Source organism: Mycobacterium pseudokansasii (assembly GCF_900566075.1).
Classification (GTDB): domain Bacteria; phylum Actinomycetota; class Actinomycetes; order Mycobacteriales; family Mycobacteriaceae; genus Mycobacterium; species Mycobacterium pseudokansasii.
The window spans coordinates 442,817-468,795 of sequence record NZ_UPHU01000001.1 but is presented as its reverse complement, the minus strand read 5'-3'; the positions used below and the strand labels follow the sequence as shown (position 1 = coordinate 468,795).

21 protein-coding genes are annotated in these 25,979 nt (G+C 67.3%); 5 read left to right on the top strand and 16 right to left on the bottom strand.

What is annotated here, in order from left to right; translation table 11 throughout:
- Nucleotides 1-92: 92 nt before the first annotated feature.
- Entirely contained in the window at nucleotides 93-1,988 is a 1,896-nt protein-coding gene (locus tag EET10_RS02120) for an Hsp70 family protein (RefSeq protein ID WP_063467808.1), read from the bottom strand.
- Between the two features lie 153 nt (nucleotides 1,989-2,141).
- Nucleotides 2,142-3,371, bottom strand: a complete 1,230-nt coding sequence (locus tag EET10_RS02115) for a hypothetical protein (protein ID WP_036399007.1) — start codon at nucleotides 3,369-3,371, stop codon at nucleotides 2,142-2,144.
- Between the two features lie 43 nt (nucleotides 3,372-3,414).
- Here EET10_RS02115 and EET10_RS02110 point away from each other — a divergent pair, with 43 nt between their 5' ends.
- Complete coding sequence (locus EET10_RS02110; protein ID WP_036399009.1) at nucleotides 3,415-3,927, top strand: nuclear transport factor 2 family protein; 513 nt, start codon at nucleotides 3,415-3,417, stop codon at nucleotides 3,925-3,927.
- 9 nt (nucleotides 3,928-3,936) lie between these two features.
- Here EET10_RS02110 and EET10_RS02105 read toward each other — a convergent pair whose 3' ends face one another.
- Entirely contained in the window at nucleotides 3,937-4,593 is a 657-nt protein-coding gene (locus EET10_RS02105; protein WP_036399011.1) for a L,D-transpeptidase family protein, read from the bottom strand.
- A 102-nt stretch (nucleotides 4,594-4,695) separates the two neighbouring features.
- Nucleotides 4,696-5,364: a phosphatase PAP2 family protein gene (locus EET10_RS02100; protein WP_122502723.1), complete on the bottom strand. Its 669-nt coding sequence runs from the start codon at nucleotides 5,362-5,364 to the stop codon at nucleotides 4,696-4,698.
- A gap of 57 nt (nucleotides 5,365-5,421) precedes the next feature.
- Between EET10_RS02100 and EET10_RS02095 the strand changes: the two genes are divergently transcribed.
- From EET10_RS02095 to EET10_RS02085, 3 genes are all read left to right on the top strand, one after another.
- Nucleotides 5,422-5,904, top strand: coding sequence for a hypothetical protein (locus tag EET10_RS02095; protein ID WP_036399013.1), 483 nt, complete (start codon nucleotides 5,422-5,424; stop codon nucleotides 5,902-5,904).
- A gap of 55 nt (nucleotides 5,905-5,959) precedes the next feature.
- The gene (bluB, locus tag EET10_RS02090) at nucleotides 5,960-6,610 is read left to right on the top strand and encodes a 5,6-dimethylbenzimidazole synthase (protein WP_036399015.1); all 651 of its coding nucleotides are present in this window, start codon (nucleotides 5,960-5,962) and stop codon (nucleotides 6,608-6,610) included.
- Nucleotides 6,611-6,676: 66 nt separating this feature from the next.
- Complete coding sequence (locus EET10_RS02085) at nucleotides 6,677-8,098, top strand: sulfatase family protein (protein WP_036399017.1); 1,422 nt, start codon at nucleotides 6,677-6,679, stop codon at nucleotides 8,096-8,098.
- A gap of 557 nt (nucleotides 8,099-8,655) precedes the next feature.
- On the opposite strand, the gene EET10_RS02080 is transcribed toward EET10_RS02085, so the two are convergent.
- On the bottom strand, nucleotides 8,656-9,438 hold the full coding sequence (locus EET10_RS02080) for a trans-aconitate 2-methyltransferase (protein WP_036399681.1): 783 nt from the start codon (nucleotides 9,436-9,438) through the stop codon (nucleotides 8,656-8,658).
- Between the two features lie 152 nt (nucleotides 9,439-9,590).
- On the opposite strand from EET10_RS02080, the gene EET10_RS02075 reads away from it, so the two are divergent.
- A complete protein-coding gene (locus EET10_RS02075) occupies nucleotides 9,591-10,802 on the top strand; it encodes an alpha/beta hydrolase family protein (protein ID WP_122447160.1) in 1,212 nt (403 codons plus the stop codon).
- On the opposite strand, the gene eccE is transcribed toward EET10_RS02075, so the two are convergent.
- The 11 genes from eccE to eccA form a co-directional block, all read right to left on the bottom strand.
- Nucleotides 10,789-11,793: a type VII secretion protein EccE gene (eccE, locus tag EET10_RS02070; RefSeq protein ID WP_036399019.1), complete on the bottom strand. Its 1,005-nt coding sequence runs from the start codon at nucleotides 11,791-11,793 to the stop codon at nucleotides 10,789-10,791. The genes EET10_RS02075 and eccE overlap by 14 nt on opposite strands.
- Entirely contained in the window at nucleotides 11,790-13,190 is a 1,401-nt protein-coding gene (mycP, locus tag EET10_RS02065; RefSeq protein ID WP_063467811.1) for a type VII secretion-associated serine protease mycosin, read from the bottom strand. The genes eccE and mycP overlap by 4 nt, the downstream gene beginning before the upstream one ends.
- Nucleotides 13,187-14,605 carry a type VII secretion integral membrane protein EccD gene (eccD, locus tag EET10_RS02060; RefSeq protein WP_099187947.1) on the bottom strand — a complete coding sequence of 473 codons (1,419 nt, stop codon included), beginning with the start codon at nucleotides 14,603-14,605 and terminating at the stop codon, nucleotides 13,187-13,189. The genes mycP and eccD overlap by 4 nt, the downstream gene beginning before the upstream one ends.
- Before the next feature lie 63 nt (nucleotides 14,606-14,668).
- Nucleotides 14,669-15,574, bottom strand: coding sequence for an ESX secretion-associated protein EspG (locus tag EET10_RS02055; protein WP_036399021.1), 906 nt, complete (start codon nucleotides 15,572-15,574; stop codon nucleotides 14,669-14,671).
- An 8-nt stretch (nucleotides 15,575-15,582) separates the two neighbouring features.
- Entirely contained in the window at nucleotides 15,583-15,873 is a 291-nt protein-coding gene (locus tag EET10_RS02050; RefSeq protein WP_023369886.1) for a WXG100 family type VII secretion target, read from the bottom strand.
- Nucleotides 15,874-15,900: 27 nt separating this feature from the next.
- Complete coding sequence (gene esxG / locus EET10_RS02045) at nucleotides 15,901-16,194, bottom strand: type VII secretion system protein EsxG (RefSeq protein WP_023369884.1); 294 nt, start codon at nucleotides 16,192-16,194, stop codon at nucleotides 15,901-15,903.
- Between the two features lie 33 nt (nucleotides 16,195-16,227).
- Nucleotides 16,228-17,790, bottom strand: coding sequence for a PPE family protein (locus EET10_RS02040; protein ID WP_099187945.1), 1,563 nt, complete (start codon nucleotides 17,788-17,790; stop codon nucleotides 16,228-16,230).
- A 2-nt stretch (nucleotides 17,791-17,792) separates the two neighbouring features.
- Complete coding sequence (locus EET10_RS02035) at nucleotides 17,793-18,101, bottom strand: PE family protein (RefSeq protein ID WP_036399023.1); 309 nt, start codon at nucleotides 18,099-18,101, stop codon at nucleotides 17,793-17,795.
- Complete coding sequence (eccCa, locus tag EET10_RS02030) at nucleotides 18,098-22,090, bottom strand: type VII secretion protein EccCa (protein ID WP_099187943.1); 3,993 nt, start codon at nucleotides 22,088-22,090, stop codon at nucleotides 18,098-18,100. Before eccCa ends, EET10_RS02035 begins: the two co-directional genes overlap by 4 nt.
- Nucleotides 22,087-23,667 carry a type VII secretion protein EccB gene (gene eccB, locus EET10_RS02025; RefSeq protein ID WP_036399025.1) on the bottom strand — a complete coding sequence of 527 codons (1,581 nt, stop codon included), beginning with the start codon at nucleotides 23,665-23,667 and terminating at the stop codon, nucleotides 22,087-22,089. The genes eccCa and eccB overlap by 4 nt, the downstream gene beginning before the upstream one ends.
- The gene (gene eccA / locus EET10_RS02020; protein ID WP_036399027.1) at nucleotides 23,664-25,517 is read right to left on the bottom strand and encodes a type VII secretion AAA-ATPase EccA; all 1,854 of its coding nucleotides are present in this window, start codon (nucleotides 25,515-25,517) and stop codon (nucleotides 23,664-23,666) included. Before eccA ends, eccB begins: the two co-directional genes overlap by 4 nt.
- Nucleotides 25,518-25,979: the final 462 nt, after the last annotated feature.

Below are 25,979 nucleotides of genomic sequence, written 5' to 3'. Positions count from 1 at the left end.
AAGTTGTGCCCAATTTGGACACTACTCGTGTCCAGCAGGTCGCGGACCCGTTCTGGTTAAGCTCAAAGCTGACTGCCAGGCGCGGAGTCAGCTCAGGGGGTGCCGGAACCCGCGAACGGGTTTTGCGGCCCCTGAGGCTGCTGGGTCTGCGGCGCCGGGTTTTGCGGAGCCTGATTCGCCGGCACCTGAATCGGTATCGGCACGGGCAGCAGCGGGACGTGCAACCACTCCGTGGTCATCTTCACCGTCGAGGTGGTGGTCGGTGCATCTTCAGTCGTGGTGTCCTCGGGCTCGGCCGTCGTGGTCGGCGTCGCCGAGGTGGTGCTGGTCGGCCGGGGACTCGTGGTGGTGGTGAGCCGGGGCGCGGTTGTCGTGGTCACCGCCGGCGACGGCGCCAGCGTCGACGTCGGCGGTGGCGCCGTCAACGTCGGTGAGGGCGGTGGTGGCGCGACGGTGGTGGGGGCCGGTGCCGCACTTGGCACCGGCACCGAGCTGGGCGGCGGGTTGACCGGGCTGGGCACCGCGGCGCTCGGCCGCAGCGACACGGAGGGCGCGGGCAGCGGCACCACACTGGGCACCACGGGAGCCTGGCGCCGCTCGACGCCGGTCAAGGTGAATGCCACACCGCCGATCGCGGTCATCGCCACCACCGCGGAGAGCCCGATCAGCAGCTGAGAGAACCGGAACCGGCGCCACGGTGGTTCTTTGGGCGGGTCGATCACGTTCAAGCGCATCGACCAGCACGGGCCGTCCTCGTTGTACGAGTCACCCTCGAAACGCACCGGCACGTCGCCCGGGAAGTCCGTTTGCGACCAGGCCAGCTCGCGATCGGTCACCGCCTCCTGGTCGATCACCATCACGTCGCCGGCCGGCAGCTCGATCACGGCGGTACCCGACGCGGCAGCAGCCCTGGCCATCAACCCGACGGACGTCCGAGTGCGGAAGTCCAGGTCTCGCCCACGGGCAGCCAGCAACAGCGCACCGGCTGCGGCCGCGCAGGCCGGCTGCGAAACGGTCAGCACCGGGAGCCGGGTGTGAAAGGAAAGGCGTTGAGTGACAAGCGGAATACTGGCGCCACCGCCGACGGTGACCACCGCCGCCAGATCGGTCCAACTCGCCTTGTTGCGCGCCAGCATGTCGTCGAACGCGTAGATGAAACCGGTCAGCCGATCCTGGATCAGGTCATCGAGCGTGTCCCGGGTAAACCGGATCGTAGTGCTGGTTCCGGCCAGCTCCGTAGCCAATTCCGTAACATCGACGGTGGATAACCGCTCCTTGGCCTCTCGGCACTGTTCCTTCAGTAGGCCGAGCTGGGCGACGGCGGCGGTGCCGGCCTGATCGATGTCGTCGTGGCCGAGCCGGTCGATGACATGCAGCAGTATCGCCTGGTCGATCTGTTCACCGGAGAAATCCGCGTAACGCAGTGTGGCGCTTATCGGTTCGAAATCAGACTTGGTCTCCACCAAAGTGACGTACGAGGCGGAGCCACCGAAATCGAGCAAACCGACCACGCCCCCGGCCGGGATAGCCAGTTCGGTGTTCGCCGCCGTCATCGCCGCGATTGTGTCGGGGACCAGCTGCGGCGCCATACCGCTACGCACGAAGCCGACGTGCGTGCGCAGACCGTTACGCAGCGCCTGGACAGTTCCGGGTTTCCAGTAGGCGGGGACGGCGATCGCGATCTCCGACGAACTCGCGTCCACGCCGGCGGCGACCACCATCGCGTCCAGCGCCTCGATCGTCAGCAGGTCCGGATCGTGAGCCGACCCGTCCGGGGACACCAGGGCAACCGAGTCGCCGACGCGTTCCACGAAGCCACTCATCAATGTGCCGGACTCGGCCACGTCCGGGTTACGGCCGAGCACACCGATTTTCGGGGCGCAGTGCGGGTACAGCGTCAGCACAGCGCGACGAATGACCGGAGAGCTTCGGTTAGATGCCGCAACCAGGTTCGTGGTCCCGATCGACAACCCCAGCGGGTCGTACATAGAGCGGATACTTTCGTCGATAGGGTCGAAGGCCAGGGTCAACCATATCCGCGGGCATACCGTATTGGGTTCGCTCCCAATCTCATTGGTATGCGGTCGATGCCGTGTCGTCACCGAAAAGGTACAGCCATCGCCTTGACATATGGCGTGGGGTCAGACCACGGTCAGCGGCAGCGAACGCCTCGGCTGGAATACAAAGCTCGACCCGCCACTTACCTTGGCCACCAACACCTCCGGCAATTCGGATGCCGGGCTCTCGGTGTTCACCAGCTCGGCGGTCCACTCGGTGTTCGTCCCGCCGAGCCGGACGGCGACGTGCGGGTCGACCGCGGTGGCGACCGCCTGCAGTGGTCGTCCGGATTCGGGTGTGCACAGCGAAATCCATGCGGCGTCGTCGTGCCCCGGCGAGCGGTGCAGAAGCAACCTGTCCCCCGTCGTCTCGGCCTCGATATAGCCGGCGGGGTTGAACAGCGGGTGCAACTCGAATACCCGTAACACGCCATCGATTCCGCCGGGCAGGGCCAGCGCGCGGTGGATGCGCTCCGCGGCCAGCCCGGCTATCCCGATCAACTGGCGGGTGCTGATCGACCGCGCCAGTTCGGCGTCCGCACCGGCGCGTTTGCCTACCGCGATGGCGAACGACAGGTAGAGCAGGTGCATTTGCAGACAGATTTCGTCCGCTATCCGCACCAGCGCCGAGTGGGAGAAGGCACCGAAGTCGAGATCGGCCAGCAGCGGGCCCGCATAGTCGGCGAGTCCGTCGTCCGAACGGTCGACGGCCACCAATTCCCAACGCGCAGCTTTACTTTGCGCAACGGCGTCCAGCGCCGGGATGCCCCGGGCCTCGGGGTTGGACTCGTCGATGACGACGGTCCACGCGCAGTGCGGATGCCGGTCGGGTGGCACCCGCGGCGGCCGGTGGAGGGGCCGGACCTGCGCCCGCGGGTTGGTGGCCACGGCCGTGGCGTCGAAGGTGGGGTCTTCGATGGTGTGGCACATGCCGAAGACGTACTCGTCGCCCATCGGTTCGACATCGAGCAGCGCACCGCAGTGGTCGAGGCGGAATTCGCCGTGCCAGCGATCGTGGACCGTGAAGCGGAAATCCATGAATTGCGGTGGAGCGCCGATGTCGAGTTGCAGGCCCTTGAAGATGGTGGGTACGTCGTCGCCCTCGAAGTTCAGCGCCTGTTGCATGCGCCTGGTGTAGATCGGGCTGGCTGCGGCCCACTCCTCGATCGCGATCTGCAGCATCTCCTCGCGACCGAACGCCTGGATGCACCACGCCATGCCGGAGCGGTCGATCAGCTGCCCGATCAACAGCAGTTCGGGCACCAGGATTGCCAGCTCCGCGCGGGACAACCCGGCGTAGCGGGATTGGCTCATGCCCCGACGATAACGTCGGCGGCGAACGTGCTGCAATGACGTGATGAACCCTGCAGACCTGGCTGCCCTCGCCGCGGATGTCGCACATTTCGCCGATGTCAAGGACGTCGAAGCAATCAAACAGCTCAAGTACCGCTATCTGCGGGCCCTGGACACCAAGCACTGGGACGACTTCGCCGACACCCTCACCGAGGACGTGCGCGGCGACTACGGCTCGTCGCTGGGCAAGGAACTGCATTTCACCAACCGCGACGACGTGGTGGAATACCTGCGCTCGGCGTTGGGACCCGACATCATCACCGAACATCGGGTAACCCATCCGGAGATCGCGGTGACCGGCGACACGGCGACGGGCAGCTGGTATCTGCAGGATCGCGTCATCGTCGCCGAAGCCAATTTCATGCTGATCGGCGCGGCCTTCTACCGCGACGAGTATCGGCGCACCCCCGACGGCTGGCGGATCAGCGCCACCGGATACGACCGCACCTACGAGGCGACGATGTCGGTAGCCAACCTGGGGTTCACCGTGCGACCGGGCCGCGCGTTGGCTGACTGACGGCCCCGGTTACTTCGCGATCGCGATCACCGCGCCGGGCCGCAACCACCGGATGATCTGCACCAGCGTCGCATCGTCTATTGCCACGCATCCCGCTGTGGGTCCGCCGTCGGTGGTGTGGAAGAAGAACGCGGCACCGCCGCCGGGCACCTTGTTCTTGTTGACGCCCATCACCACCGAATGCTTGTACTGCGGGATCTGTAGGTTCTCACTCTCGGCGGTGTTGAACGGGCACTGGGCCTTCTGACACACCTGCATGGTGTTGAAGGTGGGGCTGTGGTCGTCCCCACTCCACCAGTGGTTGGGTCCGACTTGCGTATACGGAAGTCCGCCACCGGGATTGGGCGCGGTACCGAAGGCCGAGTCCAGGCTGTAGACGCCCATCGGGGTAGCCGGATAACCGCTCTTGGCCTGCGGCGCCATTCCCGCCGAACCGACATGGGTGGGAATCCCGGTCTTGAGTGGCTGCCAGCCGGCGGCGGTGCGCTGGTACACATCCATTTTCGCGGTAGAGCCGCCGGTCGAGACCACCGAAACCACCTGCGTGGCATTGCCGACCGAGTTCGCGAACCACGGATTGCCCGCCGCGACGGTCACCGGGGCGAATCCCAGGGCCGCTCCGGCCAGGCACACCGCAGCACTCAGTACAGCTCCCAGTCGGTGCATCGTTTCATCGTCAAGGGGACGAAACCTCAGGGTCAAGTAAAGGTTTAATCCCGGTTGGATCACTGCGCCGAGACACTGCGAAAAGCGCCGCGCCGCAGGGCGTCAGCGGACTTCGGCAAGCCGGGCCGGCTCCGCATCCGTTACCCGTAGCGGCCGAAACACCCACAGGCACACCAGAAAATACACGTATCCGAGCAACCATCCCGCGATCACATCGGACGGGTGGTGCACATTCAAAGCCACCCGGGCCGTTCCGACCGTCAACACACCCAGCGCGGCCACCGCAACCGAGACGACGCGCATCCACCGGTGACTCGTCATCGGCCACAGGAAGGTCAGCAGCGCAAGCACACTGGCCGTCAACTCGAGCGCATGCCCGGACGGGAACGAGGTCGATGGCGCGGTGACGAACTCCGTCACCGGTCGTGGCCGGCCGGCCAGATCCTTGGCGGCCATCGTGACCAATCCGTTGAGCGGCAAACAGGCCAACAGCAACAGCGCCATCCGCACCTTGTGCTGCAACGCCGCAACCACCGCCAGCACCATGCCGATCAGCCGCATGGGGATCGGGCCCAGCACGAACGACACGCCGACCCAGAAGTCCACCCAAGCCGGGTGCTTGATCCCGATGTCGTGCGCGGCGTTCAACAACGACCAATCCAGGCCGTGCACCCAACCCCAGTCATGGCGGTGCCCCACCCACAAGACGGCGTAGCCGACGATCGCAGCCGCCGCGAGGATCACGGCCACGCTCATCGGGCGACGGATCATGTTCAACGGATACCAGGCGACGGTGCGGCCCGGCCCGAGCGGCCCCATACTGGCCTCATGGCGGTGATTTTTCGCAGAATGTTCGGCATCGGAAAGCTACCCGCCGACTTGCGGGATCAGCTTGAGGCCGAAGGACTCATCTACCTCGAAGAGTATGTCGCGGTCACCAGGCGGTTCACCGGCGCAATTCCCGGTTTGCGGGCATCGCACAGCATTGCCAGCTACCCGGGCGCGCTGGCGTTCACCGCGCAGCGGGTGCTGGGAACGCTCTCGTCGCTGCCCAAGCTGGCCGGCCGCGCCGTCGACGTGCGCTGGGACGCGCCCCAGACCGGTGCGGCAACCGCCGAGATCTCGTCGACGGGGCTGCAACTGGATCTCGACGTCGCCAAGGTGGACCCGCGGTTCCACGGGCAGCTGTCGCTGCACTTCAAAACGGACATCGGCGAGGACGTGCTGGCTCGCCTGCCGCTGCGGTCACTTGCCTTCGACGTGCCGCCCGAATACGTGTTCCGCGCGGTCGGAGTTACCTACAGTCCCTGATCCGGGTAGTCCCCGATCCGGGCCGCACGGGCCACACCTTTTCTACGATGACCGGGTGACCGAATTTGCGTTCACCGCCGCGGAGCGGCGGGCGGTGTATCGCGTGATCTCCGAGCGTCGGGACATGCGCCGCTTCGTGCCCGGCAGCGTGGTGCCCGAAGAGGTGCTGGCTCGGTTGCTGCACGCCGCACACGCCGCGCCCAGTGTCGGTCTGATGCAGCCCTGGCGGATCATCCGGATCACCGATAGGGCGCTGCGCAACGACATCCACGCCCTCGTCGACGAGGAGCGCGCGCGGACGGCCCACGCCCTGGGCGAACGGGCCGAGGAGTTTCTTGCGCTCAAGGTCGAGGGCGTTCGCGAATGCGCCGAGCTGCTGGTGGTGGCGCTGTGCGACAACCGGGACGTGCACATCTTCGGCCGGCGCACACTACCCCAGATGGATCTGGCGTCGGTGTCCTGCGCGATCCAGAATCTGTGGCTGGCGGCTCGCGCCGAAGGCCTCGGCATGGGTTGGGTGTCGCTGTTCGATCCGCAACGGTTGGCGGCGCTGCTGGGGATCCCCTCCGATGCGGAACCGGTGGCAGTGCTGTGTTTGGGCCCGGTGCCGGAGTTTCCGGCACGGCCGGCGCTGGAGTTGGACGGCTGGGCCGTCGCGCGGCCGCTCCCGGAGTTCGTCTGGGAGAACCGCTGGGGACAGGCTTGAACTTCGCCGGTTCGGTCGACACCGGGTATCGTCGCCGCCGCAAGCACGCTCGAGAGGCGGCAAACGGTGACGGGTGAACGCGACGACGGCCAAGACGCCATAGACGGTAAAGACAACGTGCTGATCGTGCATTGGCACGACCTGGGGCGCTACCTCGGTGTCTACGGTCACCCGGATGTCGTGAGCCCGCGACTGGACCAGCTTGCCGCCGAGGGGATCTTGTTCACCCGGGCGCACGCCACCGCGCCGCTGTGCTCGCCGTCGCGGGGATCGCTGTTCACCGGTCGCTACCCGCAAACCAATGGGCTGGTGGGGCTGGCCCATCACGGCTGGGAATACCGCAGCGGAGTCCGGACACTGCCGCAACTGTTGGGCGAGCAGGGTTGGTATTCAGCCCTTTTCGGGATGCAACACGAGACGTCCTACCCCGCGCGGCTGGGATTCGACGAATTCGACGTGTCGAACTCCTACTGCGAATATGTGGTCGAGAAGGTGCGGGAGTGGCTGCAGGATTGCGTGCCGGATCTTTCCGGCCAGCCGTTCCTGCTAACGGCAGGGTTTTTCGAAACCCATCGGCCCTACCCGCACGACCGCTACCAACCGGCCGACAGCGCAGGCGTCGACGTCCCCGACTATCTCCCCGATACCCCCGCAGTGCGCCAGGACCTGGCTGATTTCTACGGAGCCATCACCACCGCGGACGCCGCCGTCGGCCGGATGCTGGACACGATGGCCGAAACCGGGCTGGACGCCAGCACCTGGGTGGTGTTCCTGACCGATCACGGCCCGGCGTTTCCGCGTGCCAAATCCACGCTCTACGACGCCGGAACCGGCATCGCCATGATCGTGCGCCCACCCACCCGCCGGGAGGTTGCCCCGCGCGTCTACGACGAATTGTTCAGCGGCGTCGACCTGTTACCGACACTGCTGGACCTGCTGGGGATCGACATCGCGGCCGATGTCGACGGCCTGTCACACGCGGCCGCCTTGGTCGGGGCCGACACCGTCGCCGAGCCGGTTCGCGACCATGTGTACACCACCAAGACCTACCATGACTCCTTTGACCCGATACGTGCAATCCGCACAAAGGAATTCAGCTACATCGAGAACTACGTGCCCCGCCCGTTGCTGGATCTGCCGTGGGACATCGAGGAAAGCCCGTCCGGGATGGCCGTCGCACCGTTCGTCAGGTCACCGCGACCGCAACGGGAACTGTACGATCTGCGCGCCGACCCCACCGAGACCACGAATCTGCTGACCGGTGCCGCCGCCGCGAAGATCGACGCGGTCGCAGCGGATCTCGCCGTCCGGCTTCACGATTGGCGTCAGCGCACCGGAGACGTGATCCCGTCGGAATTCGCCGGTACCCGCATCGCAGAGCGTTACACCGAAACGTATCTGCGGATCCATCGGACGACGCCCAGCAGCAGGTCGGCGATCGCGGCCGACCGCGGTATCGAGGAAGAAGCCGCGCCGGCCGGTCAATAGCGCGATCCTCGAATACGCCGGCGCAACCGCCTAATTGGCCACACCTGCCGCCTCGGTCCGGTGTGCCCGCGTCACTCAATTCAAGGTGACCACAAATGCTGCTGGTCATCGATGTCTGCGGGCCTTGCTGCGCACACCCGGCTGGGCGTCAGTCCTCGGCACGTCGGTTCGGCTGCCATGCCGCCGTATCGAGTGCGCGGTGACGGCTTTGAGGGTGCTTGTAGGGCGGGAAAATCCGCGGCGGGCCGCCCTGGCGGCACACTCGGCACCCTCACCGCACAGTCGGCGCCCTCACCGCACACTCGACGCCCTTAGCGCACACTCGGCACCCTCACCGCACACTCGGCGCCCTCACCGCACACTCGGCGCCCTCACCGCACACTCGGCACCCTCACCGCACGGTCGACGCCCTCCCCGCACAGTCGACGCCCTTAGCGCTCACAGCGACAACGGATGTGGCGCAACCAGCGCAGGCAGCGGCATCGACGCGGCCTGTGCGAAACGCGACACGGCCGACGAGCCCGACGGGCCGACCGCCGATACGAATTCGCCAAGACTCAAGAACCGCGGCGTGCTCCCTCGACCTCGGCGACGATGAATAGCCGGCGGAACGGGAAGATGGTGGTGCCGTCGGCGCGGCGCGGGTAGGCGTCGTCGAGCAGCGGAATCAGCTCCTGGCGGAACTGCTGCCAACCCGCGTCGTCCAGCCTTTCCCGCACCGGAACGAGCGCGGTGCCGGTGATCCATTCCAGCACCGGGTGCTCACCGGTGAGCTGGTGCAGGTAGGTGGTCTCCCAGGCATCGACCTTGCATCCGGCGTCCATCAGCAGATTCGCGTAGTGGGCCGGCGGATGCACCACCGCTCCCACCCGAAACGGGATGTCGCGCAAGAGCTTTGCGTACGGCTCCCGCCGGGCCAGAGTCCGCACCACGGCGTGCGACGGGGTATCGAAGTTGCCCGGGACCTGAACCGCTATCCAGGATCCTGCCGCCAGCTCGCCGGCCCAGCGGACCAGCAGTTCCGAGTGTTCGGGCACCCAGTGCAGTGCGGCGTTGCTGACCACCACATCGGTGTCTGGCCGAGGCTTCCAGTTCCGCACGTCGCAGGTCGTGGCGTCGATACCGCGTTCCCGGGCGGCGGCTACCATTTCCGGTGAACTGTCCAAAGCCTCGATCGTCGCCTCGGGCCAGCGTCGCGCCAGGTGCCGCGTCAGGTGGCCGGGTCCGCAACCCAGGTCGACCACCCGGCGCGCCCGCTTAGCGCCCACCCGGGACACCAAGTCATAGAACGGACGGCTGCGATGATCCGCAAAGGCCAGGTAGACGTCGGGATCCCACATGTCGGTCCTCCTGATCAACACCGTCGCCAATCGGGTGTTATGGAACAACCTATTACCGATGGGGTCCGGACGTGCACCGCGTTGCCCCAGAAATTGACGACACTGTCGAATTCGCCGACACCCCGCGATATCGGCGAGATAGCATCGACGGGATGTCGGAGTTTTCGGGGATGTCTCCAGCGGATCCCATAGATCCGCCGGTCCCGATTCCCGACGTACCCGGGGCCGACGCCGGCGCCGAAGGGCTACCGCCACGATCTGCGCTCTCGCTGCGTCAACGCATCGTCGTCGAGTCGTCGGCCGTAGGCGATATCGCCCTGCGCACCGCGGCGTCGTCAGTGCTGTCCACCACGGTCGCACCGGCCGTCCTGGCGACCGCCTTACTACGCGTCAATTCCGGCAGCGAACGCAGCAATTTGAACTTCTACGCCGAACTGGCCGCCGAACATGATCCGGCAAGGTCCTTTCCGGCACCGACGGATCTGCCCAGGATTTCGTCGCGGCGCGCCAGCCCGCTCGCCGAGTGGATCGCGCGCGGCACCGTCGACGACATCTCGTTCGCCAGCGGCTTCCGGGCGGTCAACCCCACCATGCGTAAGCAGTGGAGCGGGTTGACCGCAAACAACGTGGTGCACGCACAGCATTGGCGCCATGACGACGGGCCGCGCCCCACGTTGTGTGTCATCCACGGTTTCATGGGCTCGTCGTACTTACTCAACGGGCTGTTCTTCTCACTGCCGTGGTATTACCGGTCCGGTTACGATGTGCTGTTGTACACCTTGCCTTTTCACGGCAAGCGAGCCGAGAGGCATTCCCCGTTCAGCGGTTTCGGTTTCTTCGCCGGCGGCTTGAGCGGCTTCGCCGAGGCGATGGCCCAAGCGGTGTACGACTTTCGCTCCATCGTGGACTACCTGCGCCACACCGGCGTCGAGCGCATCGCACTGACCGGAATATCGCTGGGCGGCTACACGTCGGCGCTGGTTGCGTCGGTGGAGAATCGACTCGAAGCCGTCATCCCCAACTGCCCGGTGGTCAGCCCGGGCAAACTGTTCGACGAATGGTTTCCGGCCAGCAGGCTGGTCCGGCTGGGCCTGTGCCTGTCACGCATCAGCCGTGACGAGCTGAGCGCCGGGCTGGCCTACCACGGCCCGCTGAATTATCAGCCGCTGCTGCCCAAGCACCGCCGGATGATCATCACCGGCCTCGGCGATCGGATGGCTCCACCCGAACATGCCGTAACGCTATGGGAGCACTGGGATCATTGCGCGCTGCACTGGTTCCCCGGCAGTCACGTCATGCATGTGAGCCAGTTGGATTACCTGCGGCGGATGACGCTGTTCCTGCGCAGTTTCATGTTCGATTAGCATTAGCGGCCTCGGTGAGCGCCGTGTGCCCCGCCCAAGCCGACGGGGTGGGCCACACCAGTCGCTCCAGCAGGCCGTCGGGCGCGTCGGTATGTCCGTCGAGTCGCCGGGTGGACGACGGCTCCAATGCCGCCAGTGCCAGCCACTGGCTGCCGCGTTGCAGAGTCAGTCCAGCCATCGGCGCAGCGCCGTCGGGACGCGTGTCGGTGCGGAACGCGCACGCGACGGCAATCGTGGGCGGGCCGTCCGCTCGACCGGCGGTGCCGATCTCCAATGCCGCCCAGGTCTCACGCGCCGGATGCGACCACACGGCAGCCAATGTTTCCGGCAATGCGGCATCCACGCTGACCCGGTATGCGGCAAGGTAATCGGAGTCGCCGTGGCGCACGCACCGCCACGTTTCGCGATCGGCTCGGGCCAGCAACCGCGGCGCGTCGTCACGCCCAACCGTGCCGACGTCCCAGCCGATTTCGCGAAGGTGGTCGGCAAGCCGGCGCGCGGCGACCTCGGCGGTCTGCTGCAACGGGATTCGGGGTGACCGGGCCTGCAGCGCCGCTAGGTTGGCCACGGCCGACACCGTCATCCCGATCCACAGCTCCCGCTCGCCCGCCGCGTTGACATGCCCGGTAATTCGGACGGCGTCGGCGCGGATGCCGTAGCGGTCCAGGTACCCGGCTATCAACGGCAGCGGGAGCACCTCCAGGCCCGGGGCCGGCGGACCGATCCGCAGCAGCGCCGTGGTGCGCACCTGGGCTGCGGGATCGGTGCCCGACCGCCGTCGCCGCATCATGGCCAGCCGGCGACGCACGATCGTGGTGAAGTGCAGTCCGCGCCACCAGCCGAACAGGACGATCACCACCAGGGCGGCGATCCCGATCAGCCAGTAGTCGCGGGTCGACTGCCACGGGTAAGCCATCGCCGCGGGCACCATCGCCAGCAGCGCCACGGCGATCCGCCCGTTTCCCGGGCGCGGAATCGAATTGGGGCTCACGGGATCGGCTCCTTTCGCCGGCGCACCGCCGCCGCAGTTGCTGCGGTGATGCCGACCAGCAATGCCAACGCTGCGGCTCCGGCGAATGCGACGTTGCGGGGTGTGGTGTCCTTGGGCTTGGGTGCCGGTGGAACTGCAACGGGTTTCGCCGTTGCCGCCGCTGGCGCTCCTGATTGCCGGGCGGGCAGTTGCCAGGTCAGCGCCGCCACCGGATCGACGGCGCCGGTGCCGACGATGTTGGACGGGGCGCGGGCGCCGTTGTGGGCGGTGGCGGTGATGCGGCCCACCACCTCGCCCGCGCTCAGGCCGGGATACTTGCTGCGGACCAGCGCTGCGACGCCGGAGACGTAGCCGGCCGCGTAGCTGGTGCCGCTGATCGGCACCAGTTGCTGGTGGTCATTGGGAAGGCCGTTGGCCAGGCCACCGCCGTCGCCATTGCTCACCGACAGAATGTTTTCCCCGGGTGCGGCGATACCCACCCACGGACCGGCCATGGTGAACTTCGACGGCTGGCCGTCCGGCGCCAAGGATGCCACCGACAACACGTACGGCTGCCACCACGACGGGATGGAGATCGAGGTGACGCCGGCCCAGTTGCGTGGATCGTCCGGGCGGCTCAGGTCGGTCAGCGGGTTCGAGTCGCAGGAGCTCCCACCGCCGCCCGAGCCGGCCGCGCCGCTGTTGCCGGCGGCGGCCACGATCACCGCGTCCTTGTCCACGGCCGCATACCTGATCGCCGCCCCCAGGGCGGACTGGTCGACCGTCCGGTCGGCGGGCAGGCAGGTCACCGCGGAGATGTTGATCACCCGGGCGCCGAGGTCGGCGGCATGCACGATCGCGCGGGACAGCGTGTCCACGTCGATCGCTGCCCGGGCCAGCGTGGGGTCCCCGCCTGAGGTCCGCGGCGAGAATTTGGCCGAGGTCACCCGGATTGACAGCAACCGCGCCGCCGGCGCGACTCCAGCGAAGCCGTCGGCGCCGGGCTGCCCGGCGACGAGCCCGGCGACCAGGGTGCCGTGCCCGTCGCAGTCGGTCAGGCCGTCGGTCGAATCCACGAAGTCGCCACCGCCGTCTACGTTCGGCAATCGCGGACCCGGTTGTACCCCGGTGTCGATGATGGCCACCAACTGACCGTCACCGCGCGAGAATTGCCATGCCGCAGGCAGATTCAGCATCGCTTGGCTGGGTGCCGGGACACCGACGTCGGTACCCGCCATGAGTCCCGAGACACTGCAGGCACCGCGTTGCTCCATCGGCTGCACCGGCCCCGGGGTACCACTGGGCGGATCCACGGTGGCGTCGACCACCGGCGGCGCGATAGCCGACGCCGGCGGAGCAGTGGCCACCACCACAGCCAGAATTGCTGCGCAGCAACCTAATCCGGTGCCACGTGTCATCGATTGAGGACCCAGGTGAACAGGCCGACCAGGTATGCCATCACCGGGATGAGCGAAACGTCCAGGCCGGCGGCGACAAAGCCCAGCAGGCGGCGCAGCGGCAGAGAGTAGCTGTCCGGCGAGGCAATGGCAGGGTTCAGCGCAACGACGATCCAGGCCAGCACGAGTACCGCAAGCACCAGCACCGCGCCCAAGGCGGCGACATAGCGCCCGGTCGCCGTGTAGACCACCAGCAGGACTCCCGCCACCAGATGCGGCTGGGCCAGCAACCAGGCCTTGCAGGCGGCCGAATCCCATACGCGGGCGCGCAGCGCGGTCGCGGCTGCCGTCGCCGCCACCACGTACCAACCCACGCCACTGACCGCTTCGGGGCGCACCGCGATGGCCACCGATCCCAGGACGCTCAGCAGCACGGCCGCGGCGATGAAACCGCTCTGATGGGCGTCACTGACGCGCACCCGCCGCGGCAGGTCTTCGAGCACCCGCAACGACGGCGCCGACGGGGTGGGGTCCCCCGGCGCCGGGATGACCGGCAGCGGAAAGCGCGCCCACAGCGCCGACAGCTGAGCCGCCTGGATGGTGATCAGCAGCGCGGCCACGATCAGCCCGCAGCCGACGCTGCGCATCGGCAGCTGCCACAGCACTTCGGCGCCGGCGGCCAGCCATACCCCGGCTGCCGTCACCGCCACCGCGGTGAAGAAGGCGACGATGCGCTCACGTTCGGCGCTGGGCACCATCAGGCAGATCAGAGACCACGCGGTGACACCCGCAGCCGCCAGCAGCAGCTGCGCCGGCCCGAAGTTCCCGGGCACCGCCAGCGCCAGTGCCCCGGCGATCGGCACCAGCGCGGCAATCGACATCGCGGTCCCCGTCCGTGGCGAGCGGGCCGTGACCAGCAACCCGGCCACCGCCAGCACCACCGCGATCCCGCTGACCGTGACCAGGCCGGCCAACGCGTCCGTCGTCACCCGGTAGCTGACCGCCAGGCCGGTCGCCACCAGAGCCACACCGATCACCGCGGCGAGCGCCCCGCGCTGGATATGCTTTGGCCCCCAAGGGTTCAGCCGCGAACTCGAGAAGATCATGGCGGCGTCGGCGATGTCCTCGACGATCCCCGGGGCGGCCGGACCGGTGGGCACCGGCTGCAATGCGAGCAGATCACCGTCGACCACCCCGACGGTGTCCAGGCTGGCGTCGAGGCTGAACGGTGCACCGCCGATGGGCGCCAGGCTCAGGTGCGCAGCCGCACTCAAACCGGCCTCGCCGCCATCGCCGTTCTCCGCCGCGGGAATGACCAAACGCTGGACCGCGGGCAGGATTTCGCGCAGCGGCAGCTCCGCGGGCAGGGCCATCTCGGTCAACCGGCTGTCGGCGAGGATGGCGACGCGGACAATCGGCATCACGGTGCCCGACATCACCGGACCGTCCAAATCCGTTGGGGCCGTTGCGGAGACATCGTACTCACTTTCTGATTTCGGTTATGAGGGTTGTCCGGAGAAGTCGCGGGACAACCGCTGGCCGGGGAACCATTGCCCCTCAGGCAGGTTGGCGATGAGTTGCTCGATCGCGACGGCAGTCGCAAACGGTGTCCCGGGGCTGAAGGTCGACACCCACTCGCCGTCGAAGGCTCGGGACGGACTCACCAATACCCGGCCCGCGGTGGTGTCGACGATGCTCAGACCGACGTCGGTGGTGGTGTGCTGGCCGTCGCGGTTGCAGCCGGCGACGATTTCGACGTAGCTGCGCGGCCCGGAGAAGACCGCCTCCACCACCGGCCGTGCCGACGCCGGGATGCCCAGGTAGTCAAGGACTTCCTCGAGTGGCGCGCCGGAACGCAGCCGCTCGTCGGCGCGGGCGCCAACCCGCATGGGCATGCTGAACTCCTCGAACCGGGCCGGCGCCCGCTGCGACAGCCCGACACCGAGGACCGGAACCAGGGCCCGCGGGTCATCGATATCCATTGCCGTGAAGGTGATCAGCTGAGCGCTGCGCAGTGCGACGACGGTGTTGAATTTCCGGGAGGTCTTGCCGCCGGCGCCGACCCGCCGGGCGACAATGCCACGCAGCAACTCGCCGGTTCCCTCGGCCGATGCCGGCCCTATGTAACGTAGGTCCAGCCACCGGTCGGGGAAGCACACCACTTTGATCCAGTCGGCCACCGCGGTGTTGACGGTACCGTCCGGCGACATCAACCCCAGCCCGGTCAGCTCGTCTTTCTGACGCTCGAAGAACGCATTTCGTTGCGCGCTATCGGTGTATGGCGGGGTGATGGCCAGCACCCACGGGAAACTGCCGGCCCCGACGCTTTCGGCGATGAACCATGCGTTGTCGACCGTCAGCTCGACGGCGTTAGGCTGCGACGGTTCTGCGGATTCTGCAACCATCTAACTTGCTAGCCGCCCCATTTTGCGGCTTCGGCCTGGTCGCGGGCCATCATCGCCATGGTGTTGGCTTCGTGCGTGCCGGCCATCGACTGATAGGCCCGCACCAGGTCTGCCATCGCCTGGTTCCACTGCGCCTGCCATGCCTGATACGTCAACCCGGTGTCGCCTTGCCAGGCGTTCGACAGCGCGGACTGCTCGGCGGCGATATCCGAGCCCAGCCCCTGCATGGTGCCGGCATATCCCGACATGTCCCCGGCGTGTCCCAGCATCGCCGGGTAGTTGTACATGATCTGTGACATCACAACTCCTTTCGGTTGTCTGTGGGCTCAGAACGCCGTGTAGCTGGACGCAGCAGCGGAATCGGCGGCCACATAAGTTCCGGCGGCGTCACCGAGGTTGGCCTGGGCGATGTCCAGCAGGGCGTTGACCCTGGCCGCTGCCTCCACGAACCGGGCGTGGGCGCCCTGAAACGCGGCGGCGGACTCGCCCTGGTGAAACGCCTGCGCCGACATCGCCGCCTGCTCGGCCTGACCGATCGTGTGACGCATCAACGCCGCCTTGGCGCCAAACGCCGACTGGGAGGCCACCAACTGCGGAATGTGGGCATCCAGAAGACTCATAACAACCCCTTTCTCTGACAATTCGGATTTCGGTTACACGCTGTCGTGGTGCGAAGCGTCGGCTCCCCCTTTCGGTACGCCTTCCTGCAGGCCGTCCCAGCTGCTCGGTACCATCGGCATCCGCGGACCGCCCCCGAACTCGTCACCGGCCAACGCCGTCAGGCCGACCGCACGCAGCACCGGCTCTTGGGCTGCGGTCCCGGCGAACCCGAGCGGGCCCGCCCCGCAGTCGGACGCCTGGGCGGGGTCCCCGGTTGCCGCGGGGCCGGCGCCGGAGTCCATGTCGAGGAATTCGTCGCCGTAGTCCCGTAATTCGCGTCGCGAGCGGCGTCGCGCGCGGCTTGCCGCGCGGCTTGCCGCTGCCGCGCCGGCGGCCGGGATGGTCGCCGCCGGCGCCTTGAGGCTGCCTCGGCCACCCACCGTCGGACCCGAGGTGGGTCCCCAATCATCAATGCCGCCAACTAGGTAGGCAAAACTTGCGGGAGCCGGGGCAGCCGGGGCCGGCGCGGCGCCGGCCGAAGCACCAGCTCCGGGTGGTGCCGGAGCCCCCGCGAGGCCGCTGGCCGTTGAGGCAAGACTGACAGCCGGCCACGGAGACGCCGACGTGACGGCGACCGCCAGCGGTATTCCCGCGGCCGGGCCGGCAGCCACCGCGATCTCGGCTGGCGCCAGCGCCGCGAATGCTATCGCGCTCAGACCTAGGCTGAGCGCGGCCGGCACCAGGAACGGCGAACTAAACACCATGCCCCAGGTGGGCCAGCCGACGAGGTTGAAGAAGACCTGGTATCCCAGCGCGAACAACAGTGGGCCGTAGGTGATCAACGCCGCCACCGGGTTGGTGAGGAAGGCGATGATGATCTTTATCGAGTTGCCGATGGGGTCCTGCAGGAACGTCGCGATCTCTTTTAACATCCAGCCGTAGAAGCCCGTGTAGGCGTTCCACATGTCCTGGAGCAGCTGCCAGAGGAACTGCCAGGGGTTGAACGTGGCGGCGGCGGCTTGTGCCTGAGCCGCGTTGGCGACCATCCCGGCGGCCGGCTCGCCGCCGGGATTCATCACTGCCGGCGCGGGAGCAGGCGGCGGGACCGACGCCAGGGCGCTACCCGCGGCCGCCTGATAAAGGCCCATGGTCGCGGCAGCCTGGACCCACATGCGCAGGTAGTCGGCCTCATTCAGCGCGATCGGAATGGTATTGATGCCAAAGAAATTCGTCGCCACCAAGATGCCATGAATGACGTGGTTGGCGGCCAGCTCCACCAGGGTCGGCATGGCCGCTAAGGCAGCCGTGTAGGCGGCCGCGACCGCCTCGTGCTGGGTCGCGATCGCCGCGCTGTCGGCGCTGGCCTGCATCAGCCACGCCACATAGGGCAGATGTGCGGCGACATACTGCTGCGCGCTCGGCCCCTGCCACGCTCCCGCTTGCACCGCCCCCAGGATCCCACTGAGTTCTGCTGCGGCCGCGGCATATTCGGCGCTGAGCAGATTCCACGCCGCGGCCGCCGCCAGCAGCGAACCCGGACCAGGACCACTGCTCAGCAACGCCGAATGCACCTCGGGCGGCGAAGCAATCCAAAGGGGCCCCAAGGGCGCGACCATGGTCAGGCGCCCGCGATCCCGTAGGTAGCCGCGGCCGCCGCATCACCGGCGAGATAGCTTGCGCCCGATTCGCCCACCCCGACGCCCGCACGTCCCAGTTCCTCGACGCCTTCGGCGGCGACGACGGCGTGCTCCTGCCCCTGGACGCTGAACTCGGCGGCGGTCTGCAGCGAAACCGGATCCACGGCAGGCGGCACCACCGCGGTGATCGACGGAGCCGCGGCAGCATGCGCGGCCGCCAGCCGCGCCGTCAGCGCCTCCACGGCCGCGCTGGCAGCGGTCAGCCCCTCCGGAACCACTCGCAACGTCATGACTGACTCCCCTTCTGTTGCGTTTCACCAAATGTCGCGGCCTCCCCGACGAGCGGGTTGACCAACTGCATGTAGGTCGGAGATTCGCTGTCGCTCAACAACACCGCGCGTCCAGGAGGCAACCGGTCGAATCGCTGACCCCGGATCTTCCCGCTGTCGGCCGGATTGCCCGAAAGCATGACGGTGGTCGCCTGCAGGTCGTTGAACCGCCGCAGCAGCTGGCTGGTCATCAGCGCGTGGCCCGAGCCGGAGGCACGCGCCGTCACGATCACCCGCAAGCCCAAATCGCCCGCCTGCCCGAGCAGACCGATGAGCGGGGTCCAGGGCCGCTGTCCGATGTACGGACCCGTCATGGCCGCCGAATCCGGGATCTGGTCGACGTCGTCGATGATGAGGTAGTGGGTGTGGCCGTGGTAAGTCCAGTGGGCCAGCTCGGCAGGAGACAGGCCGGCCGGTGGCCGTCGTGACTCGATGAGGTTTGCCAGCCCGAGCATCGCCGGGATGACCCGGTCGATGTTGGCGGTGTATTCGTTGTCGGGGAACAGCGGTTCGTCGACGAGATGCAGCCGGCGGTCCAGCACGGTGAAGGCCACCTGGTCGGCGGTCGAGTGCGCGCGGATGGTGCGGATCAGGTGGCGCAGCAGGGTGGTCTTTCCGGACTTGCTGTCGCCGAACACCATCAGCAGCGGATTGGCGGCGAAGTCGAGCATCACCGGCGCCAGGTCTTCCTCGCGCTGGCCGATGACAATCTGATCCGGTCCGCGATACAGCGCGCCGACCGCTTCGGCAGCGAGGTTGGTGGGTAGCAGCCGCACCGGCGGGGCGGCAACTCCGGGGTAGCGGGCGTTGATCGCGGCAACCTGTTCCGGCTCCGGAGCGGCGAACAGGAAGTGCTCGGCGGCCATGGTCAGCCCGCGGCCGGGCTGGTCGGCCGGGACGGCGTCGGCCGGCCGGCGCAGCGCCCCGACCACCCGCACATTGCTGTCGCGCGCGTCGTGCAACTTCAGCTCCAGGCGCAGCCCCAGGCCGTCGCGCATCGCCAGCGGCACCTCCAGCCAGCTCGGGGTGGTGATGATCACGTGGATGCCGTACGCCAGACCCACGTTGACCAACTCGGTTACCTTGGACAGCAATGGGTTTCGTGTGTTGAACTGGTCGATGTTGTCGCGGCCGAAGGCGTAGAGGTTGTCGATGACCAGGAACACCTCACCGTAGCCGTCGTCGGGAGCCGAACCGTTGCCACCGCGGTTGCGGAACACCTCACGCTGCTGCCGGGACAGCAGCAGCTGTTCCAGCTCACCGAAGGTACGCCGGATGCGTTCGGGTTCCAGCGCCGACGCGACGCTGCCGACATGGGCCAGACCGTCCAGTGAACGCAGTTGTCCGCCGCCGTAATCCAGACAGTAGAACGTCACCTCGCGGGGTGAGTGCAGGCTGCCGGCCGAGAGCATAAATGTTTGCAGTGCAGTCGATTTGCCGGACTTGGGACCGCCGTGGATCACCATGTTGCCGGCTGACGACCGGGCGTCGAACACCAGCGGATCGCGGCGCATCTCGAACGGCTTGTCGATCTCTCCGAGCGGCCAGCGCCAGTGCCGTGGCGGCACCGCGGCTCGGGCCAGCAGTGCGGTGAGCGGGATCGGTTCGTCCAACGGCGCCAGCCACAGCTGGGGGGCTCGCGGTCCGTAGCGGGCCAGCTGTTCGCCGACGGTCGCGATCAGCTTGCGCGGCGGGCCGGCCGGTTCCTCGGCATCGGCGGTGGCGATCACCGTGCCCGGGTCTGCCTCCACCGCTGCGGCCGTGAAGATCTTGGGTTCTGGGAGTGATTGCACGACACGGGCTTTGGTGGTGCGTGGCGGCTCGTAGATGCCGTCGACGTAGGTGCTGCGGAACTTGATCGGGGTGGCCCCGGGCGCGGGCACCAGGAAGCCGATGCCTTTGTGTTCTTTGCCGGACTCGATGTGGTAGGCGTCCTCCACACCGATGATCTGGCGGGAAACGCTGGGGCTGGCCACTTTCAGCCCGATCCGGTAGGAGGTGTTCTTGTCGATGTCCTTGATCTTGCCGACATCCAGCGTCTGGGACGCGAACAGGATGTGGATGCGGAACGAACGCCCCTTGCGTGCCACATAGTCGAAAAGCTCGGCGTATTCCGGATGATCGGCCAGCATCAGGGTGAACTCGTCGGCCACCACGAACAGCGTCGGGATTGGCGCTAAGTCGAATGTCCCGGCGGCCCCGGATTCTCGAGCATTTTCATACTCGAGCACGGAGTTGAACGCGCTGCCCTGGACGCGGCGGCCGGCCTCGCGCAGCAGCGTTTCACGGCGGGCCACCTCACCGCGCAGCGTGTCGGCGAACCGGTCGGCCAGCGACTTCTTCTCGGCCATGTTCGAGATCACCGCGACAACCTGCGGGAAATTCCGGAAGCTGTCGGCGCCGGCCTCGCCCTTGAAGTCGGCGTAGATGACGATCAGCCGGTCCGCGGAATGAGTCGTCAACAGCGCCAACAGAATCGACATCAGCGTCTGCGACTTGCCGGAACCCGTCATCCCGATCATCAGCCCGTGCGGACCCATTCCGCCTTCGGCTTCGTCCTTGAGATCGAACATCAGCGGCTCGCCGGTGGCGGTGACGCCGATCGGCACGCGCAGCTCGTCGTCGCGACGGCGCGGCGCCCACAGCGCCGGCACGTCCAGCCGGGACGCATCCGGGATGCCCAGCAGCGTGGTGAAACTCGCGCCCCGGGTGGCCGCGGAGCGCAACCCGGCGTGCGTCGGGTTCGAGTCCCACCGGGACAGCCGGCGGGCCAGGTGAGCGGCCTCGTCGGCGCCGAACTCGTCGGCATTGTCGATATAGGGCTGCCAGCCACCGGTCTGCCACCGCTGGATGCCACCGTCGGTCATCTGCAGGATCGGTTTTTCCGGATCGGAATATTGCTCGCGATGCGGTGGTGTGGCCGAATAGTGCACGACAGTCACCCCGGCACGGCCCACGCCGAGCGTCGACGCGGTCACGTCGTAGTCTGGATCGTCGACCACGATCAGCAAGTGCCGCAACGCATCTGCTGCCGCACCGGTGAATGCCGGACGGTCGAGCAGGGTGGAGCCCAGCATTTCGACCAGCTCGTCGGCGTCGGCCGCCAAATAGCGGGCCGGGCCCACGCCATCGGCCTGCCCGGGAATGTCCACGTGCGGCAACCACTTCAGCCAGGACCAGTCACTGCTCTCCAGATCGGGGCTGGCCAAGGCCACCCCGAGGACCGTCGGATCGTGCCAGGTGACCGCCTGCGCCAGCCACGCCCGCAGCGCCGCACGCACCTGCGCGTGGTCGCCGAGGACGGTGATCCGCGAAACCTTGGTGACGTCGATTCCGGTGGGAACGTCACGTACGGTGCGCTGCGTGTCGAGCAGGCTGCGTAATGCGCTGTGCGACACCGGCTCCAGGTCGACTTCGTCAGCGGTGTCGTTGACCCGCAGCGTGGTAGCCAGGGGGGCGGAGTGGCGTCCGGCACGCAACACCAGGAAATCCGGATCGTGGGGGTCGCGCTCCCACTGGCGGCGGGATCCGGGCACCGAAGCCAGGGCCTCCGGTTCCGGATGAGACCACTGCGCGGCCGCGCGCTGCTCAGCTGCCTGCGCACGGATGTTGTCCCGGACCACCGACAGATAACGCAGATAGTCGGCCCGCTCGGCGTCGACTTCCTCGGTGCGCATCTTGTTGTCGTTGCCGCGAAATAGTGAGGTGGCCGCCAGCAGCATCACGAAGGGAAAGAACAGGGTCTGCGGAGAAATCAGCCGCATCCCGGTCGCGACCATCGCGACGATCATGCCGACGATGAGGATCCCCATCAGGTAGGGCATCGCGCGTCGCAACAGGGACGGCGGAATGACCCGGGGCAACTGGGGTGGCGCCTCGATGGTGATGGTGCCCTTACGGGTCGTCGGCGGAGTCAGCCGCCGGCGAGCCTCGAAGATCAGTCTGCTCATCGGGACCCTCCATCGGCCGACGCCGCGCGCCCGGGCTTGGTGTCCGGCGGCAGGGCATCGTGAGCCAACAACGCGTCGGCCCGTGACAGCGTCGGGCCCGACGCGAACAGCGTCAGGAACGACCACGGAATGGTCAGCGGCGGGGTCTGCAGGCCAAGTGCCTCAACGGTTTTGCGTCCGCCTTCACCCTCGGTGTCGATGCCGTAGCGCACCCCGGTATCGGAGACCCAGAACAGCGAGCCGGTGGCCGGAGCCGTTGCACCACCACCCACGCTCTGGGTGAAGTAGCCGGTGCCCGGCGGCAGCGCGACCTCGGTGGCGGTGGTACCGCCGCCCCCGACCAGGTCGACGGTGTGCACGGCGTCGGCCACCGGCAGCGCCGCGCCGCTGAGCAAGCTCAACGAACTGGTGGCCGCCCCGGCCGGCTTGCTCCAGTACGCGCACGTGACGGGGCTGCTCGCCACGTCGACCAGGCTCAGCGACTGAACCGGATAACGCGTGGTGTCCAGCATGCGTGACACGGGCAGCTTGGCCACCTGGTCTGCGCTCAGCCGTGGCGGCTGCTGCAAGCCGAAGGAGTTGGTGTTGCGCAGGAGCGCGGCCAGCACCGGCGAGATCGGCTGCAGACCGTCCGGCAGCACCGCGTAGTACTGCGAGGTTTCGGCTTTAGCGGCGCCATTGAGGGTGACGTCCTCCACCACCGCGCCGACCGGCACGGGCACATCGAAGGCCGGCTGACTACCGGCGTTCGGAATGACCGGCGCCGTCAGTGGCGGCGCTTCGGGAATGGCGTTGAACAACCCCAACGCGATGGGCCGCGGCACGAGTGCGTCGGTGCCCAGCCCGAGCGCGCTGGTGACCGCATGGTCGTTTAGGTCCAACTGGCTGCGCCTGCCGTCCCATAGCAGCCAGCTGCCCGTGCCGTTATCGACCAGGACCGCCTGGGCGGAGCCGAGCGCGGCCGCGCGGGCGCCGTCGCTGTCCGGCCGCCCCGCAATGACCGTTACCGCCGTGCTGTGGGCGCTGCGCCCACCCTGCCCGCTGACGGAGTCACACACCGTCCAGTTGGCGTCGCGGGTGGTGTTCTGCACCATCCGCTCCGGGGCGCCCGGAATGCCGATCAGATTCCCACGCGGAAAGCGGTCCAGTTCAGAGCTTTTCACCGTCGTGGGGTTGACCGGCTTACCGACGATCAACCGCGCCGAGGTCAGGTTGAGCACCGGGTGCACCGCGTCGCCGACCCGCACATACAGTGCGGCGGTGGACCGGTCGGCCAGCACCGGACTGGTGCCCGCCTGGCCGTTGGGCCGGATCAGTGAGAACACGAAGCAACCGACCAGCCCGGTGACCAGGACGAGCGCCCCCATCAGCACCGCGCGTGACTGGGTGCGCAGCGGGTCGACGAGCATTCGGGTGTCGTGCAAGGCAATACCCGAGGCGATGCGGCGCATCACGAACCGCCAACCTGTTACCTGGTGGCGCGTGACGAAACCCCGGCGGTAGACCACCTTGTCGGGGTTGTGATTGACCGGGGTGCGCGAAGCAAACGAACGGCGTTCTGGATCAGGGTTAGTCATGCCGGCACCGAGAGTCCCAGGCCGCGCAGCAGCGGCTCCACGGACCTGTTCACGTCCTCGGCGGTGATGGTCATCAGCTCCTCGTCGCTGAACTCGCCGGTTCCGGCGTGCTCGGAGTGGTCAAGCCGGAATTCACGTTCTTCCTCCGCGCGTTCGACGATGTTGCGGACGAACCGCCCATTGCCCGCTATGTCGAGGCTGCGGCGCATGATGCCGTTGGAGTCCGGGGTCGCCGCCGCCGCCAATGCGGCGAACAACGCCTCCAGGTGGTCGAGCGCCGATCGCTCGAAGACGCTGTCTCGCTGTTCGGCCATCTTGTGCGCGATCTCCACCAGCTCGTGTGAGGTGTACGACGGGAATTCGATGCTGCGGGTGAACCGCGACCGCAGGCCCTCGTTGGTGTCCAGGAACTTGTCCAGGTCGGCCCGGTACCCGGCGATGATCACCACCAGCCGGTCGCGGTCATTTTCCATGCGGGCCAGCAGGGTGTCGATCGCCACCAGCCCGAAGTCGTTTTTGGCGCCGGTGGCCACCAGGGCATAGGCCTCGTCGAGGAACAGCACCCCATCGAGTGCGCTGTCGATGATCGCGTTGGTCTTGGCCTCGGTCTCGCCGATGTGCTGGCCGATGAGGTCGGCGCGATGTACCTCTCTAATGTTCTCCCGCTTCAAAAGCCCCAGGCCGCAATAGATTTTGGCGACGACCCGGGCAATCGTCGTCTTGCCCGTCCCGGGCGGGCCGGCGAAGATCAAGTGGTGCGTGCGCTGGGCCACCGTGAGCCCACGCTGCTTGCGCACCAGTTCCATGGCCACCGAGCTCTTCAGCCGTGATACCTGATTTTTGACCTCGTCCAGGCCGATGAATTCGGCGAGCTGACGTTCGGCCTCGTGGAGCAACGCGGCCTTGCGCTCGTGAGCCGCGGGATCGACGAAATCGTCTGCGCTGGGCTCGGTTTCGGGATCCCATGGGTCCGTGCGGGCCTCGATCCGGGCCGCGGTGGTGGTCACAATGCCGAAGCTGGTGTCCGACAGGGCCTGCTCGACCTGCTCGTTCTCCGGATGGGCCGCATACAGATCCTGAAGTACCTCGGCGGCCGACTCCTCGTCGACATGCGCGCGCAGCACCAGGGCCTTGGCCAGTGCCCCGTCAAGCGCCGCGACCGGGACCGGACCTTCGGGCTCCTCCAGATACGACAACGCCGGGGCGAACATGCCCAACCGGGCCAGCGCGGTGCCCAGGGTGATTTTGGCGGCATGAGCGAAGGTCTGGTCGAGTTCGGGATCGTTGACGATCGGTGTCAGCAGTTTGACGACGTCCGACCAGCGTGCGGCACGGTAGTTGACGACGACCATGAGCCAGCGGGCTTCGCGCCAGCCAGGCCGGCGCCCGGTGATGCCGGCAACCACGTCGTACGCCTTCGCGTAGTCACCGGTCGTCGCGAGTGCCGCTGCGTACGCGAGATGGAAATCGTCCGGGCCGGTGGCCCGGAACCGCAAGTACAACCCCGTGTCGTAATGAAACCCCAACGCGTTGGGCGCCAGTTCCACGTGGCGCTGCAACACGCCCGCGGTGGCCGCGGTGCGGGACACGGCTTCGAGCACGGCAATGGACTGGTCACCGGCGGCAGCCAGCCCCGTCCACGCGTCGCACTGGTCACCGGCGATGCGGGTGAGCGCGGTGAATCCCGACCGGGCAGCAGTCAGGTCGGCCGGCCGGCGCCGGTCGTAGACGGCGATGCCCAGCGCCCGGCAGCAGGTGGCGAACCGGCTGACGACGTCAGCGTCTACCTTGCCGCTTGTCCGGGGTACGACGGAGTGAGTTGCGAGCATACCGATATCACTGCGTTCCACGCTCCCGCCGTCTCCTGAACCTAAGGTCGCCACTGGTCATTACCGCCTGAAGCTGGCCTCCCGAAGTTAGCATTGCATAAGCTAACCTGTCGAGGGTGGCTCCGGTCGGGTTGCCTCAACATGTGGTGGCCAATCTCGTGGCACTGACCAGCGCCTTGTGGGCGGCGGTCAGCACTCGCGGCTTCATGCCAGACGTTCCTCCTATTCGAACCCACCCAGCACTATGCAGCTTAGTGAACATGATTTTCATTACCAAGGGCGGGTAGTGCCGACCCGGGCCAGTAATCGGCGTCGTGTCGCCCATGACGACCACGCCTGATTCGGAAAAAAATCTCACAGATCGTAACTATTGTCAACTATTGTCTACTGCTATTTTTGTCGCAATGTCGCTTTCGCGGTTGCAAGCACCGATCACGTACTGGGTCCCGAATGCCGGGCCGAGGCCGGACCCACCTGGCGCGG

Bases quoted from the DNA above. Each gene is read 5' to 3' on its own strand.
- EET10_RS02120 (WP_063467808.1), bottom strand. From the start codon at position 1,988: ATGTACGACCCGCTGGGGTTGTCGATCGGGACCACGAACCTGGTTGCG.
- EET10_RS02115 (WP_036399007.1), bottom strand. From the start codon at position 3,371: ATGAGCCAATCCCGCTACGCCGGGTTGTCCCGCGCGGAGCTGGCAATC.
- EET10_RS02110 (WP_036399009.1), top strand. From the start codon at position 3,415: ATGAACCCTGCAGACCTGGCTGCCCTCGCCGCGGATGTCGCACATTTC.
- EET10_RS02105 (WP_036399011.1), bottom strand. From the start codon at position 4,593: ATGCACCGACTGGGAGCTGTACTGAGTGCTGCGGTGTGCCTGGCCGGA.
- EET10_RS02100 (WP_122502723.1), bottom strand. From the start codon at position 5,364: ATGATCCGTCGCCCGATGAGCGTGGCCGTGATCCTCGCGGCGGCTGCG.
- EET10_RS02095 (WP_036399013.1), top strand. From the start codon at position 5,422: ATGGCGGTGATTTTTCGCAGAATGTTCGGCATCGGAAAGCTACCCGCC.
- EET10_RS02080 (WP_036399681.1), bottom strand. From the start codon at position 9,438: ATGTGGGATCCCGACGTCTACCTGGCCTTTGCGGATCATCGCAGCCGT.
- EET10_RS02075 (WP_122447160.1), top strand. From the start codon at position 9,591: ATGTCGGAGTTTTCGGGGATGTCTCCAGCGGATCCCATAGATCCGCCG.
- mycP (WP_063467811.1), bottom strand. From the start codon at position 13,190: ATGACACGTGGCACCGGATTAGGTTGCTGCGCAGCAATTCTGGCTGTG.
- eccD (WP_099187947.1), bottom strand. From the start codon at position 14,605: ATGTCGGGCACCGTGATGCCGATTGTCCGCGTCGCCATCCTCGCCGAC.
- EET10_RS02055 (WP_036399021.1), bottom strand. From the start codon at position 15,574: ATGGTTGCAGAATCCGCAGAACCGTCGCAGCCTAACGCCGTCGAGCTG.
- EET10_RS02050 (WP_023369886.1), bottom strand. From the start codon at position 15,873: ATGTCACAGATCATGTACAACTACCCGGCGATGCTGGGACACGCCGGG.
- esxG (WP_023369884.1), bottom strand. From the start codon at position 16,194: ATGAGTCTTCTGGATGCCCACATTCCGCAGTTGGTGGCCTCCCAGTCG.
- EET10_RS02040 (WP_099187945.1), bottom strand. From the start codon at position 17,790: ATGGTCGCGCCCTTGGGGCCCCTTTGGATTGCTTCGCCGCCCGAGGTG.
- EET10_RS02035 (WP_036399023.1), bottom strand. From the start codon at position 18,101: ATGACGTTGCGAGTGGTTCCGGAGGGGCTGACCGCTGCCAGCGCGGCC.
- eccCa (WP_099187943.1), bottom strand. From the start codon at position 22,090: ATGAGCAGACTGATCTTCGAGGCTCGCCGGCGGCTGACTCCGCCGACG.
- eccB (WP_036399025.1), bottom strand. From the start codon at position 23,667: ATGACTAACCCTGATCCAGAACGCCGTTCGTTTGCTTCGCGCACCCCG.